Raw genomic sequence first — 12,977 nt, 5'->3', positions numbered from 1 at the left:
CCAAGTGACCGACACCCGAACCCTAACCCTCGCCGAAATAGAAGATCTTTCCTTCCGCGCGCTGGTCGCGGCTGGCACATCCGAGGCCAATGCCCGCCCGCTGGCGCAAGCAACCGCCGCGACCGAGGCGGACGGCGTCGCAAGTCACGGTCTGGCATATATCCCGATCTATTGTGAGCATGTGCAGTGCGGCAAGGTCGATGGGCTGGCAAAGCCTGTACTGTCGCACCCCCGACCGGGCGTTTTGACCGTTGATGCGGCAACCGGCTTTGCCCATTCCGCCATTGATCTGGGGTTTGACGCTCTGATCGACGCCGCGCGGGAACAAGGCGTTGCGGTTCTGGCCATCAAGAACAGCTACAACTGCGGTGTTCTGGGCTATCACACCTACAGGCTTGCACAGGCCGGACTGGTCGCGCTGGGGTTTACCAACGCGCCGGCCTCGATTGCCCCGTCTGGTGGCTCGAAACCTGTCGTGGGCACCAATCCGTTTTCTGTTGCTGTCCCGGGGACCGACGGGCAACCAGCGTTGCTGATCGACCAGAGCGCCAGCACGATTGCCAAAAGCGAGGTCATGAAACATGCGCGCGAAGGCAAGCCGATCCCGGTTGGCTGGGCGCTGGACGCCGAAGGCAACCCGACCACCGATCCCGAGGTTGGCCTCAAGGGATCAATGGCACCATCGGGCGGATACAAAGGCGTTGGCGTCGCGCTGATGGTCGAGGTATTGGCTGCGGCTTTGACCGGAGCCACCTTGGGTATCAATGCCTCGCCGTTTTCAGGAACTGCAGGTGGCCCGCCGAAAACCGGCCAATTCTTCATAGCGATAGATCCGGGCGCGACAGCCGGAGGATCGTTCGAGACAGGTGTCGCCGGTCTGGTCGAATCCATCCGGTCTCAGGACGGGGCGCATCTGCCCGGTGACGGTCGCGGGGCTAAACGCCTGGCAGCCCAAAAAAAGGGTGTCGCAGTGAACACGGCAACTCTGTCCAGGATTGAGGCACTTTTGCGCTAGGTGATCGGCACAGTGAGGCTTTCATCTGCCACTTTTCGAGCCCACATGGCCCGCGAGGACTTAAGGAACCATGGACCTACCGCCAAGTGTTCATCCCTTGGCGACTGAAGCCCATTTGTCCGATTGATGCAGGATCAGAGACCCAAGCCCGGAAAATGCGATCAGCGCGAGGCCAAACAAAGAATAGGCATCCGGCCAATCTCCGAAAACGAAAATACCAAGCACCGTTGCAGAGACCAATTGGCTGTAGACCAATGGCGCGATGAGACTGGCCTCGGCGGATTTGTTTGCGATCACCAACAGGTAATTGCCCGCGGCAGAACCAATTGCGCTTAACAGGACCAACGCAGCGACCGAGAGGTCGGGCGTGTGAAACGTCGCTGTCAGGCCGAGCGGCGTCAATAGCACCGAACCGATCAGAAGTTGGGACATCAGCAGGAACCGGGGCCGGTAGGCACCTGCAAGTGTTCGCGTCATCACCAGATAGGCCCCATAAAATCCACCAGCCGCAAGCGCGAAGATCATGCCGGAAGATACGCCAAAGCCCGGCTTCACAACCAGCATTACCCCTGCGAATCCAATTGCCAGCAGAATAGTGCGGCGGCGCGATGGCTTTTCCCCGAGAAACAGGATGGCGAGAACATAGGAAACCACCGGCCCGATGAAAAATGCACCAAAGACATTAGCAATCGGTTCGGTTCGTAACGCCGTCAGGATGCAGCATATTCCGCCGGTGATAAAACACGCCCGCAACAGAACACGCCAGTCTCGGAAACTTGGGAAGTCCTTTGCCGAGAGCCCACCGAATGGCGACAACAGAATTGCGCCCAGGGCAAAGCGCGACCAAGCAACGATGACCGGATCGACACCGCTGCTGGTCAGAAGCTTTCCCGCGGTGTCACCGATCACGACAAAGGTCACCGCGGTGAAGACAAGCAAGGCAAGTTTAACAAGAATTGGCGATGTCATAGTTGATGCGCCTCTGAATACCACGAGAGTTGCTTTGCCACGCCTCGCGCAAAGGCTATGTCCGCCCGCTCGACTACCACCTTCTGATCGATACCTCGGCTAAACCCGGCAGAGATACGCGTGTCGAATGTACGTCGTGCTTCGGCCACCTGTTTCTGGTTCGTCATTTTGCCTTCCTTCTTCTTGCGCATCGCAGTCGACGATCTTGGTGTCCAGGTCGTGAAGACAATCCTGCAAAGTCGAGATCCGGTCTTGCACCGTATCTCGATGGGTTTCCAGCATTGCCTGACGCGGCGGACCGGTGTGATCCCCCTCGACGTGTACAACAGCGAGCTGACGCTTGAAGATTTCACGAGTTTTCATTGCAGAGAGTTTTCCGCCAAGACGCTTTTTTACCAGTTAGAGCGCGCTCAAAGTCCAATCGACGAAAGGAGTTTTCTAGTGCCAAAAACTCGATCCGGTCATGACCTTGCAACAGACCTCGGATAGAGTGTTGAAAAAACGGAGCTTTACCTTGTCTTTCAGCATTGACGTGGCACCATTCGCAGCCAGCAGAAACTCGGACCCTCCACAGCGGCTTGGCCAGCGATACAACACCGAAGAATTCCTTCCCGAGGCGGGCAACACCGTTGTCTGTCATCTTGATTTCGATGTCCCGGCTCACAAGGCAGTACTGGACGCCCGCGAAAGAGTGATGGCGTTGCCAGAAGCCGAGTGCTTTCTTTTCACGCCTGTCGAAAGCTTGCACATGACCGTATTCGAAGGGGTTGTAGAAACCCGCCGCACACCCGACACATGGCCCCGTGATCTAGACCGGGATGCATCTGTAAGCAGCATTACCGACGCCATGGCCGATCGCCTCGCCGGTTTTACAGCACCCCCGGATTTTGATGTGCGTGTGGCAGGCTTAAGCCCCACGGGCCTTGCACTCAAAGGTGCCACAGATGAAGACGAGGCGAAGATGCGGGCCTGGCGCGAGGCACTGACCGAACCATTCGCGTATCGTCACGAGAACCACGACGCTTACCGACACCACATGACCTTTGCCTACCCAATCAAGTGGCTGCCGGATTCTGTGCTGCCCATCTGGGAAACTGAACTTAGTGCAATCCTTGCAGATCTTGCAGATGCCGCGCCTGTCATTCCACTCACGGCCCCTGCCTTTTGTCAGTTTGCTGACATGACGCGGTTCGAAGAAATCCAAGTGTTGAATACCTGAGCAGCCAATTCAACGGCACGCGCATAAAAAGCGGTCGGTTTGGGCCGCCAACGTATGCACCTGATTCCTGCGTCTTGCGTCATTCAGCTGTCCACACAGCCAGATGCGCGGGCGCAGGAAATTCCACCGATCCGTCCTGGCCAGCAAATTGTCCGAGCCGTTTTTCCGCTTCCGCGACCAATGCCTCGTATCCGGCATCGTCGATGAACTCAGCCAATGTCCACCCGCGGACATCCATCCGAACCCATTCGCGGATTGATGCAAATCGCGCGGCGCCGGTGATGGTGGTCACGGTAGCGTCCTGCAATCCCCCTTCGCCAAGAACGTTGGCAAAAGACTGCTTGCGTCCAAGGATAAAAGGTGCTCGCAGCGCATTTGCGGCGGTGGCACCGAACATCTCGTCTATCAGCTCGATCATGCGGGCATATCCGAGTGAGTTTTCGGCTTTATCCCAGACAGATACCGCAATCCTTCCACCGGGCCGCAGCACGCGCCGCATTTCCTCAAGGGCTTGGCGTCTGTCGTCAAAGAACATCAGCCCGAACTGGCAGAGAACGACATCAAATGAACGGCTCGAAAACGGCAGAGCCTCGGCACGGCCCTCGATCCAGTCGACTTCTGGGGCACGCCTGCGCGCCACGTCAAGCATATCCGCATTTCGGTCCAGACCAACGACGCGGCCTGCCGGACCAACCCGAGCAACGGCGTCACGTGTTGTGGCACCGGTACCGCAGGCAACATCCAGAACGGCATTTTCCGGTGTGATTATGGCACGTTCACATAACCGCCCTGCCCATTCGCCAAACAGTGCCGGAACAAAAAACTCATCGTAAATCTCAGCTGCGGTTTTCGATACCTGACCCGCAGATGCAGCATCTTTTATCATGATCCACCCGCTTCTTTTCTGCATTCTGGCCAATAGTGACACGCTGTGGTTCCAAGGATATAGTCCAAAATCTGTAGTAACGGGACAGGTGGCGCGGGATGAAATCCTATGGTCAATTCTGCCCGGTCGCCAAGGCGGCTGAGCTCTTTTGCGAGCGCTGGAATGCTCTGATCATCCGTGATCTTGCGGCTGGCCCCCGCAAGTATTCCGAATTGAAGCGCGGCGTGCCGTTGATGTCGCCGTCCCTTTTGTCTTCCCGGTTGAAATGGCTCATCGAAGAGGGGGTCGTTGCGCGCCAGGAAATTGGCGAAAAGCGCCCGGGCTATGCGCTGACCGACGCTGGACTTGAGTTTATTCCCCTGGTCGAGGCTCTTGGTATCTGGGGGCAACGATGGACAAGGCGCCAACTCAAAGAACATGAGATCGACCTGGGATTGCTTGTTTGGAGCCTTGAAAGCACAACCGACGCCAACGCATTCGGCACGAAACGCTGCCTCATTCGGCTGGAACTGACCGATCAAACGAAAGCTAAACGGTATTGGTGGTTTCTGAACAGGAATGGGCGGTGTGAGCTTTGCGTCGAGGACCCTGGTGGCGGCGTCAACTTATACTTGGCCTGTACACTTCCGGACGCCATCTACATCGTTAGGGGAGATATCACCCCATCCAAGGCAACAGAAACCCAGAGGCTGGAAATTCTTGGTGATGGTTGGGCTAAGCAGGCTTTCATAAAATGGCTTAATCTCAGCCCGCTGACGACCATCAAGTCATGCCGTCAGACTGATTGTTGAGGCTCCAAGCTGTCGTTGTCGGAAATGCAGCAACCTCTCCTACGGTTCACGGCACACTGGGCCACAGATAGAAAAACACGCCGACTAGAATGACGCTCGGCGGGTAAGTAGAGTCGTCAGTCCATTTGCAAATACACATGTGCGCTACAAGCATCAAAACCCAACGCCAGCGGAACACCAAGAGAGGCTGCCAAATGGCTTGTCGCCTCCGCAAATTCAGCTGGAAAGGTTGGGCGTGTCAGGAGCTTGGTGGCCATGCTACCCGGAACAAGAGGGTGAATCTTGATCGTACAACCCGCGTCCCTACCAGTGTCATGGAAAACAAGTAACGCTGGCTTGCTGTAACCTGGAGTACAGTTTTCGCGCAGGTGTCAGGCGTATTCCAGAAGAAGCTGCCAAGCCCATACACAACTGGTTTGCCGTCAACCCATTCCAACAGCTTGCTGAATGGGTCCCGTGGCCCGCAATCACCCTGGCCCCGGCTTAGATGAGTTCATGGGCAAGTTCATGCGCGCCTGCAGTTACATTGGCCTGTGATACCGCCGCACTTTCAATTGCAACATGAACCATTAGCCGCAGTTCGGATGCCGGAGGGGCAATCATTGCGCAAATCTGTCTTGGCACGCCCGGTTCCCGGGTATAACAGGACGCATCCCGGTCGCAGCCTACCCGGGTAACAAAACAAGGGTTCAAAACATGAAGACGATTGTAATCTGCTCAGGCGGACTGGATTCGGTGTCGCTGGCACATATGGTTGCACGCGACCACCAGCTGGCGGGCTTGATTTCCTTTGACTATGGCCAGCGTCATCGCAAAGAGCTGGACTATGCCGCACTCTGCGCACAGCGGCTGGGTGTGTCACATGACATCATCGACCTGCGCTCGGTCGGGGCAGTTCTGACCGGGTCGGCGCTGACCGACGATGTGGACGTGCCCGACGGGCATTATGCCGAGGACAGTATGCGCGTGACCGTGGTGCCCAACCGCAACGCGATCATGCTGACCGTGGCCTTTGGGGCCGCCGCAGCACGCGGGGCCGATGCAGTGGCAACAGCGGTGCATGGCGGAGATCACTTTATCTATCCCGACTGCCGCCCAACCTTCACGCAAGCCTTCGAGACGATGCAGAAACACGCGCTGGACGGCTATGCCGACGTGTTGCTGTTCACCCCGTTTGTCCATCGAAGCAAGGCCGACATCGTGACCGAGGGCGCGCGTGTGGACACACCCTTTGCGCAGACATGGTCCTGCTACAAGGGCGGCGAACATCACTGCGGGCGCTGCGGCACCTGCGTTGAACGGCGTGAGGCATTCCATCTGGCCGGTGTTGCAGATCCGACCACCTATGAAGATCCCGAATTCTGGGTCGCAGCAACGGCGCAGAAGGAAACCGCCTGATGTACCGGATCACCAAAGAGTTCCACTTCTCCGCCTCGCACCAGTTGACCCATTTGCCCGATGATCACCAATGCGCGCGGATGCATGGGCACAACTATATTGTCGAGGTCGAACTGGCCGCGCCCGAACTGAACGCCGACGGGTTCGTGCGCGACTATGGCGAGTTGAATCCGCTCAAGACCTATATCGACGAGACCTTCGATCATCGCCACCTGAACGACGTGATGAACATACTGACCACGGCCGAGAACATGGCGCGTCATTTCTATGACTGGTGCGCCGCGCGCTGGCCGGAAACTGCCGCCGTGCGGGTCAGCGAAACACCAAAGACCTGGGCCGAGTACCGCCCATGACCCCCCTGCGCATTGCCGAGATATTCGGCCCCACGATCCAGGGCGAAGGCGCGCTGATCGGGGAACCCACCGTGTTCGTGCGCACTGGCGGCTGTGACTATCGCTGCAGCTGGTGCGACAGCCTGCACGCGGTCGACACCGCCTATCGTCACGATTGGGCGGCGATGGGCGCGGATGCGGTCTGGGACCGGGTGCGCACCTTGTCGGGCGGGCGGCCTCTGACCGTGTCGCTCTCGGGCGGCAATCCGGCCATTCAGGATTTCGGCCCGATTATCGCGCGGGGCCGGGCCGAGGGGTATCGGTTCGCCTGCGAAACTCAGGGCTCGATTGCAAAGCCATGGTTTGGTGATTTGGATACGCTGGTTCTCAGCCCAAAGCCGCCGTCTAGCGGTGAAGTCGTGGATTGGAACGCCTTCGCGGCCTGTATCGAGGCAGCGAAAGATGGCCCGAAGGTGGTGATGAAAATCGTGATCTTCGATGAAGCTGATTATGATTGGGCCCGCGCCGTGGCCGACCGCTATCCGGCGCTGCCTCTTTATCTGCAACCGGGCAATTCGGAAGTTGAGCCCGACATGCCCATCGATCCGCAATCCCTGTCGGACCGGTTGCTGTGGCTGGTGGAAAAGGTGACCGCCGATGGCTGGTTCGCCCCACGGGTTCTGCCGCAACTGCATGTCCTGCTATGGGGCAACAAACGCGGGGTCTGACCCTGAAAGGAGCACATGATGGAAACCATTTACAGCGACCTGACCCAGTTGGGCGGGAAAACCGAACTGCCCGCATCGCCCGAGCTGGCAAAGCTTGAGCGAGTGCAGAACCCTCAGGCCGATATCGACTATTGCGTGCGCTTCACCGCGCCCGAGTTCACCTCGCTCTGCCCGATGACCGGGCAGCCGGATTTTGCCCATCTGGTGATCGACTATGTGCCGGACGATTGGCTGGTTGAATCGAAATCCCTGAAACTGTTTCTGGGATCGTTTCGCAACCACGGCGCGTTTCACGAGGATTGCACCGTGTCCATAGCTCGCCGTCTGGTCGAATTCCTGAAACCGCGGTGGCTGCGGATCGGCGGGTACTGGTATCCGCGCGGCGGCATTCCCATCGACGTGTTCTGGCAAACCGGAACCACACCCGATCACGTCTGGATTCCCGATCAGGACGTACCACCCTATCGAGGTCGCGGCTAGACAATCACAATAACTACAGAGCGGAACCGCGCCAAAGGTGTATCACCGCGCGGCTCTGCTGCGACCTCATTTCCCGCAGGATTTGCCGCTGTCCGACCATCTGACGCCCCTTCTCCGGACTTTGATTTGACTTTGAGCCAAGTGTTGTTTGAATGCACGGCATGGCGTCGCGCAGTATCGAGATAATGCCGCGAAACGACAAAGCCACCCGGCTTTGCGGAAAGGGGCGGAGAACATGTGCCAGATTTTTGCCGGGCAGGACCCGGAACGGTACGCAAGTGCGACCCGCAGTTTAAGGTTGAACGGTCAAAGCACCAGCATCCGGCTGGAGAACGCCTTTTGGACAGTCATTGGTGACATCTCGAAAGGCGAAGGGACGACCACGCCGATTTTCATTTCCAAACTGCATTCCGAGGTTCTGGAGCTACAGGGCGAGCCCGAGAACTTTACCTCGCTTCTGCGCTGTGCCCGTCTCAAGTTTCTAGAAATGCAGAGCGCGGACAACGCCGCAGACATCGCTGCCGAGTAGCGCCTGCTGACAAAGGTCATGATCGACAGGTAGTAGGTCAATACTACCCCAACCCGGCCATCGCCCCTGTAACCTGTCAAAAAACACGTGACGGGAGAAACGGCTTGGCCAAGAACATTCATTCCATGATCTGCGTTCTGGATGAAGCGCGATCCATCGGGTTTTACAGGAACGGCTTCGGCATGCAAGTTGCCGACCGGTTTGGTTTTCCAGACTTCACCATCGTGTATCTCAACAATGACGAAAGCGATTTCGAACTTGAACTGACGATCAACAAGGATCGGAGGGAACCTTATGACATTGGCGACGGCTATGGCCATCTGGCCGTGTCCGTTGATGATCTGGTTTCCGAACACACTCGGTTCGAGGCCGAAGGCCTGCAACCCCGCAAGATCGTTGAATTCGCCCCGGCAGGTGAACTTATCGCGCGCTTCTTCTTCGTCGCAGATCCGGACGGATACCAGATCGAGGTTCTCGAACGGAGCGGGCGTTTCAAGTGACAAGAAAAATGGGAGGAGAAACAAAAATGAACAACTTGGACCTGAAGAGACTCACACGGCGTCAGCTGTTGTCCCGCGCAACGGCGACGGGGGCATCCTTTGTTGTCGGCGCAGGCTTTCTTGCCTCAAGTACCGCGGCCTGGGCGACCCAGACCCAAGTCTTGAAGCCGGAGACCTTTGCAACCCTCGTCCAGATGGCCCGGGACATCTATCCGCACGACAAGGTCGGCGACGAGTTTTATGTCATTGCGGTCAAAGGCTATGACACGACCGAAGCAGCCGAAGGCATCGAGGCCGGTATTGCCGCGCTGGATGCGGCGGCTCAGGGAAAGGGATATGCCAGCTATCTGGATGTCGGCTGGGAACGCGATCGGGTCGACATTCTGCGAGGGATCGAGAACGGCCCGTTCTTTCAGCAAATCCGGGGCGGGCTTGTTACCGGGCTTTATAACCAGAAAGCGGTCTGACCGATCATTAGTTACGAGGGCTCTTCATTCGAATTCGGCGGATACATCAACCGCGGCTTCGACGACATAAACTGGCTATAAGCGGAAGTAGGCACCATGACGGCACCTTTTGACCGAACCGACGAAAGCGTTGTTGTCGTAATTGGAACCGGCTCCGGTGGCGGCGTTCTGGCAAACGAACTGGCGCAGAAAGGGATTAGTGTCGTAGCTTTGGAAGCAGGCGGCCGATACCTGCCGGATGACTACATCAACGACGAATGGGAAAGCTATGGTCAGCTCGCGTGGCTGGATGCCCGCACCACGTCCGGGGACTGGCGGGAGGCCAAGGACTTCTCGGGCTTGCCAGCCTGGATCGTAAAAGCTGTTGACGGCACGACGACCCACTGGGCGGGCGCATCGCTGCGGTTCCAGGATCACGAATGGAAGGCGGCAACCACCTATGGCGACGTTCAGGGTGCAAGCCTACTGGACTGGCCCATTGATGCTGCGGAAATGGAGCCCTGGTACATCAAGGCCGAGGACAAGCTGGGCGTGACAAGGACCGGCGATCGCCCTGGGCTGCCCGGCAACAACAACTACAAAGTGTTCGAGGCGGGCGCCAAGGCACTGGGTTACGAGCAGGTTCACACGGGTCGCATGGCAATAAACTCAGACGAAAACCGCGATCGTCAGATGTGCCAGCAGACAGGTTTCTGCTTTCAGGGGTGCAAGTGGGGTGCCAAATGGTCGGCGGCCTATACCGACATCCCTGAGGGCGAAGCCACGGGCAATCTGGAAGTCCGAGAGAAGGCGCATGTTGCCCACATTCTGCATGACGAAACCGGAAAAGTTACCGGCGTCGAGTATTTTGACGCCGACGGGAACCTTCAGATGCAAATGGCGCGGGTTGTCTGCGTGGCGGGCAATTCATTCGAAAGCCCTCGATTGCTGCTGAATTCCGCGTCGTCCATGTTTCCGGACGGATTGGCCAACAGCTCTGGTCAGGTCGGGCGCAACTATATGCGGCAAATGACTGGATCCGTCTACGCAGTTTTCGACAAGCCCGTACGGATGTGGCGCGGTACAACCATGGCTGGCATCATTCAGGATGAATCGCGACACGACCCGAGCCGCGGGTTTGTCGGAGGTTACGAACTTGAAACCCTGTCACTCGGCCTTCCGTTCATGGCAGCGTTCCTTGATCCCGGTGCGTGGGGGCGTGAATTCACCACCGCACTGGACGGGTATGAAAACATGGCCGGTATGTGGATTGTCGGCGAAGACATGCCACAGGAGACAAACCGTGGGACGCTGAACATGGAGGTGAAGGATCAATACGGGTTGCCGGTCGCGAATGTGCATTTTGACGATCACCAAAATGACATCGCCATGCGCAACCACGCCTACAAACAAGGTCAGGCCGTTTACGAGGCCGCGGGTGCGACCCGGACATTCCCCACGCCGCCATATCCGTCTACCCACAACCTGGGCACCAACCGTATGTCCGATAACCCACGCGATGGTGTCGTCAACAAGTGGGGCCAAACCCATGACATCCCGAACCTGTTCATCTCGGACGGTTCGCAGTTCGCAACCGGCGCGGCGGAAAATCCGACATTGACCATTGTGGCACTGGAAATCCGCCAGGCCGACCATTTGGCCAATGCATTGAATGCAGGCGACCTTTAGGGTTGAGGCATGTGAAACCTGTATGACCTGTCGTGCAGTAGATGGGCCATACGGGATCTGTCATAGCCAAGTTTATCCGCCGCAAATCAACTCCAAACGGATGCAGGAAACACCGAGAGACCGGGTCAAAACCAGCAACTGACTGAGTCACACATCTCCTTTTAGTTGTGTCTTTTTGTCACAAGATGATACTTGGCCTCAGATCAACACGAACTGATATTGACGATACGGAACAGTATATTAGACATGACCCAATAGTTTGAGTTTTGGGATATTGGTTTTTATGGACGGCACGTCGTCTTCGCTGGGTACACACCTTATAGCAGATTTCTTCGACTCAAGCGCACTTTACGATCCCGTTCCCGCCGAAGACGCTCTGACACGCGCGGCGATTGCCGCCAAAGCGCATGTTCTAGGGGTGAATACCCATGATTTCGGGCGACGGGCAGGGTTCACCGGGGTCGCGTTGCTGGCCGAGTCGCATATCTCGGTCCACACCTGGCCCGAACATGGATATGCCGCCATCGATATTTTCATGTGTGGCGACGCAAAACCGCAACTCAGCCTGGACGTTCTGAAATCCTATTTCCGACCGCAACGCGTGAATGTGCAGTCCATTCGTCGAGGCCTGATTGGCCACGCGACTCATCGGCTTGTGGCGGTGGGCCACTGAAAGGCGAACGGAAGAGCTGCGCAGTTTCCCGGTTACCATAGGCCTCATACTAAGCGCGATTGCGGGTTATGCGTTGCTGGGTCCGGTCCGGTATTCCGGGCCTATCGTGAGTTTTTCCGATCATCTGCTGTTCATGTTTCGACACGGCGATCTGAGTCACCTGACGCTCAATTGTCTTCTCATCCTTGTCGGCGGGAGCTTTACCGAACCCATCCTGGGCAGGATTCGAACACTGGGTCTGGTCGCCCTGTTCGCCCTCGCCGGAACAACGGTAGAGATGCTGTTGGTCGGGCCGGGGTTTATCGGCCTGTCCGGTGTTGCATACGGTCTGGTTTCCTATGGCTTGATTGTCGTCAGCCGACCGGAACGGCGCGGCTGGACGCTGGCCCTGATCTGTATCGTTCTCGGGGCCGAGTGGCTGTTCCTGCATTCTCAGATCGCTGTTTTCACCCATATCACAAGCGCCTTGATCGGCGGAGGATTGGCCATGTTTAACGCCCTTTTCGGCTCGAGTGGGCCCAAGCTCAAACCCATGGAGTGGCGACACGTGTCGTCCGCCATCCAGATCATCGCTCAGACCGATGAGGATGACGCGGCCGAGGCTGAAAGCACGTTCGTGGACCGCGGGACGGACAACATGTTCGTCCTTCAGGAAAAGGGCAACGTGGTTGGGCTGATCGGCTACAGCCTGGACGAAGACGTGCCAGACGTCGCATGGCTGTCCTGGACCTATCTGGATCAGGCCCACACCGGAAAGGGGTTGGGTGCCCTGATGCTGAACGATCTGCTGGGAAAGCTGGCGCAACTGCAGGTACGCAAGATATTCATCGAAACCAGCGACTATGAAGAGTTTGGCAAAAAACTCTATGCCGCTGCACATAAACTCTATGAAGAGTTCGGCGCCTCCATCGAATTGACCGTGCCCGGATATCATGGCCCGAACGAAGTCAAGATCATCTACGGGCTGGATAATCCCGAAGCTCCCGAGGCACTACGCGCGGATCCCTCTGCGAATACCGGCTTATCGATCTTTGAGATTCACAAGGCACCCGAAACTGACGACGTGGCGGGCCTGCGTTGGCGCGAAACCAACGCCGGGCTGAGCGGGCTGGATCAACAGCTTTCGCTGGCACGCAGTCAGAAATACCGCATGGCCGTTCTGGCCGTTCCATCTGACCTGTCCGACGTCAACGCGGCGGATCTGCAGGCGCAGGGCCTGACAAAATGCGGTGAGCTCAAAGAGTTCTACGGCAAAGACCTGCATCAGGTCTGGTGGAGCCGCGATCTTGAAACAACCAAAAAGACAGACTGAAGTTCATAGG

15 protein-coding genes and 1 pseudogene are annotated in these 12,977 nt (G+C 57.4%); 13 read left to right on the top strand and 3 right to left on the bottom strand.

Going from position 1 to position 12,977, the window contains the following annotated elements; translation table 11 throughout:
- Window positions 1-4: 4 nt before the first annotated feature.
- Entirely contained in the window at window positions 5-1,015 is a 1,011-nt protein-coding gene (locus ACR0IK_RS18195; protein ID WP_480642614.1) for an Ldh family oxidoreductase, read from the top strand.
- 90 nt (window positions 1,016-1,105) lie between these two features.
- On the opposite strand, the gene ACR0IK_RS18190 is transcribed toward ACR0IK_RS18195, so the two are convergent.
- Together ACR0IK_RS18190 and ACR0IK_RS18185 are read right to left on the bottom strand one after the other, a co-directional pair.
- The gene (locus tag ACR0IK_RS18190; protein WP_480642613.1) at window positions 1,106-1,984 is read right to left on the bottom strand and encodes a DMT family transporter; all 879 of its coding nucleotides are present in this window, start codon (window positions 1,982-1,984) and stop codon (window positions 1,106-1,108) included.
- On the bottom strand, window positions 1,981-2,151 hold the full coding sequence (locus ACR0IK_RS18185; protein ID WP_480595000.1) for a hypothetical protein: 171 nt from the start codon (window positions 2,149-2,151) through the stop codon (window positions 1,981-1,983). The genes ACR0IK_RS18190 and ACR0IK_RS18185 overlap by 4 nt, the downstream gene beginning before the upstream one ends.
- 347 nt (window positions 2,152-2,498) lie before the next feature.
- Between ACR0IK_RS18185 and ACR0IK_RS18180 the strand changes: the two genes are divergently transcribed.
- The gene (locus ACR0IK_RS18180; protein WP_480642612.1) at window positions 2,499-3,203 is read left to right on the top strand and encodes a DUF1868 domain-containing protein; all 705 of its coding nucleotides are present in this window, start codon (window positions 2,499-2,501) and stop codon (window positions 3,201-3,203) included.
- Window positions 3,204-3,282: 79 nt separating this feature from the next.
- On the opposite strand, the gene ACR0IK_RS18175 is transcribed toward ACR0IK_RS18180, so the two are convergent.
- A complete protein-coding gene (locus tag ACR0IK_RS18175; protein WP_480642611.1) occupies window positions 3,283-4,089 on the bottom strand; it encodes a class I SAM-dependent methyltransferase in 807 nt (268 codons plus the stop codon).
- A gap of 98 nt (window positions 4,090-4,187) precedes the next feature.
- Here ACR0IK_RS18175 and ACR0IK_RS18170 point away from each other — a divergent pair, with 98 nt between their 5' ends.
- From ACR0IK_RS18170 to ACR0IK_RS18120, 11 genes and pseudogenes are all read left to right on the top strand, one after another.
- On the top strand, window positions 4,188-4,880 hold the full coding sequence (locus ACR0IK_RS18170) for a winged helix-turn-helix transcriptional regulator (protein ID WP_480642609.1): 693 nt from the start codon (window positions 4,188-4,190) through the stop codon (window positions 4,878-4,880).
- A 696-nt stretch (window positions 4,881-5,576) separates the two neighbouring features.
- Complete coding sequence (gene queC / locus ACR0IK_RS18165; RefSeq protein WP_480642608.1) at window positions 5,577-6,278, top strand: 7-cyano-7-deazaguanine synthase QueC; 702 nt, start codon at window positions 5,577-5,579, stop codon at window positions 6,276-6,278.
- Window positions 6,278-6,631, top strand: coding sequence for a 6-carboxytetrahydropterin synthase QueD (queD, locus tag ACR0IK_RS18160; RefSeq protein WP_480642607.1), 354 nt, complete (start codon window positions 6,278-6,280; stop codon window positions 6,629-6,631). Before queC ends, queD begins: the two co-directional genes overlap by 1 nt.
- Window positions 6,628-7,338, top strand: coding sequence for a 7-carboxy-7-deazaguanine synthase QueE (queE, locus tag ACR0IK_RS18155; RefSeq protein WP_480642606.1), 711 nt, complete (start codon window positions 6,628-6,630; stop codon window positions 7,336-7,338). Before queD ends, queE begins: the two co-directional genes overlap by 4 nt.
- 15 nt (window positions 7,339-7,353) lie before the next feature.
- Window positions 7,354-7,818, top strand: a complete 465-nt coding sequence (queF, locus tag ACR0IK_RS18150; protein ID WP_480642604.1) for a preQ(1) synthase — start codon at window positions 7,354-7,356, stop codon at window positions 7,816-7,818.
- Between the two features lie 235 nt (window positions 7,819-8,053).
- Window positions 8,054-8,347, top strand: coding sequence for a ribbon-helix-helix domain-containing protein (locus ACR0IK_RS18145; RefSeq protein WP_480642602.1), 294 nt, complete (start codon window positions 8,054-8,056; stop codon window positions 8,345-8,347).
- A 104-nt stretch (window positions 8,348-8,451) separates the two neighbouring features.
- Window positions 8,452-8,847 (top strand): VOC family protein, encoded by a 396-nt coding sequence (locus tag ACR0IK_RS18140; RefSeq protein ID WP_480642600.1) that lies wholly within the window; start codon window positions 8,452-8,454, stop codon window positions 8,845-8,847.
- A 26-nt stretch (window positions 8,848-8,873) separates the two neighbouring features.
- Window positions 8,874-9,395 (top strand): annotated as a pseudogene (locus ACR0IK_RS18135) (Twin-arginine translocation pathway signal).
- A 15-nt stretch (window positions 9,396-9,410) separates the two neighbouring features.
- Entirely contained in the window at window positions 9,411-10,982 is a 1,572-nt protein-coding gene (locus ACR0IK_RS18130; RefSeq protein WP_480642598.1) for a GMC family oxidoreductase, read from the top strand.
- Between the two features lie 283 nt (window positions 10,983-11,265).
- Complete coding sequence (speD, locus tag ACR0IK_RS18125; RefSeq protein ID WP_480595026.1) at window positions 11,266-11,655, top strand: adenosylmethionine decarboxylase; 390 nt, start codon at window positions 11,266-11,268, stop codon at window positions 11,653-11,655.
- Window positions 11,615-12,967 carry a rhomboid family intramembrane serine protease gene (locus ACR0IK_RS18120; protein WP_480642596.1) on the top strand — a complete coding sequence of 451 codons (1,353 nt, stop codon included), beginning with the start codon at window positions 11,615-11,617 and terminating at the stop codon, window positions 12,965-12,967. Before speD ends, ACR0IK_RS18120 begins: the two co-directional genes overlap by 41 nt.
- Window positions 12,968-12,977: the final 10 nt, after the last annotated feature.

The sequence above is a fragment of the Ruegeria sp. BF7 genome (genome assembly GCF_056538605.1).
The sequence above is the reverse complement of the archived record's forward strand: the minus strand, read 5'-3'. Positions and strand labels throughout refer to the sequence as shown.

Coding starts and splice junctions, on each gene's coding strand:
- queD (WP_480642607.1), top strand. CDS start 6,278: ATGTACCGGATCACCAAAGAGTTCCACTTCTCCGCCTCGCACCAGTTG.
- ACR0IK_RS18185 (WP_480595000.1), bottom strand. CDS start 2,151: ATGACGAACCAGAAACAGGTGGCCGAAGCACGACGTACATTCGACACG.
- queE (WP_480642606.1), top strand. CDS start 6,628: ATGACCCCCCTGCGCATTGCCGAGATATTCGGCCCCACGATCCAGGGC.
- ACR0IK_RS18145 (WP_480642602.1), top strand. CDS start 8,054: ATGTGCCAGATTTTTGCCGGGCAGGACCCGGAACGGTACGCAAGTGCG.
- ACR0IK_RS18190 (WP_480642613.1), bottom strand. CDS start 1,984: ATGACATCGCCAATTCTTGTTAAACTTGCCTTGCTTGTCTTCACCGCG.
- ACR0IK_RS18175 (WP_480642611.1), bottom strand. CDS start 4,089: ATGATAAAAGATGCTGCATCTGCGGGTCAGGTATCGAAAACCGCAGCT.
- ACR0IK_RS18130 (WP_480642598.1), top strand. CDS start 9,411: ATGACGGCACCTTTTGACCGAACCGACGAAAGCGTTGTTGTCGTAATT.
- queF (WP_480642604.1), top strand. CDS start 7,354: ATGATGGAAACCATTTACAGCGACCTGACCCAGTTGGGCGGGAAAACC.
- ACR0IK_RS18170 (WP_480642609.1), top strand. CDS start 4,188: ATGAAATCCTATGGTCAATTCTGCCCGGTCGCCAAGGCGGCTGAGCTC.
- queC (WP_480642608.1), top strand. CDS start 5,577: ATGAAGACGATTGTAATCTGCTCAGGCGGACTGGATTCGGTGTCGCTG.
- speD (WP_480595026.1), top strand. CDS start 11,266: ATGGACGGCACGTCGTCTTCGCTGGGTACACACCTTATAGCAGATTTC.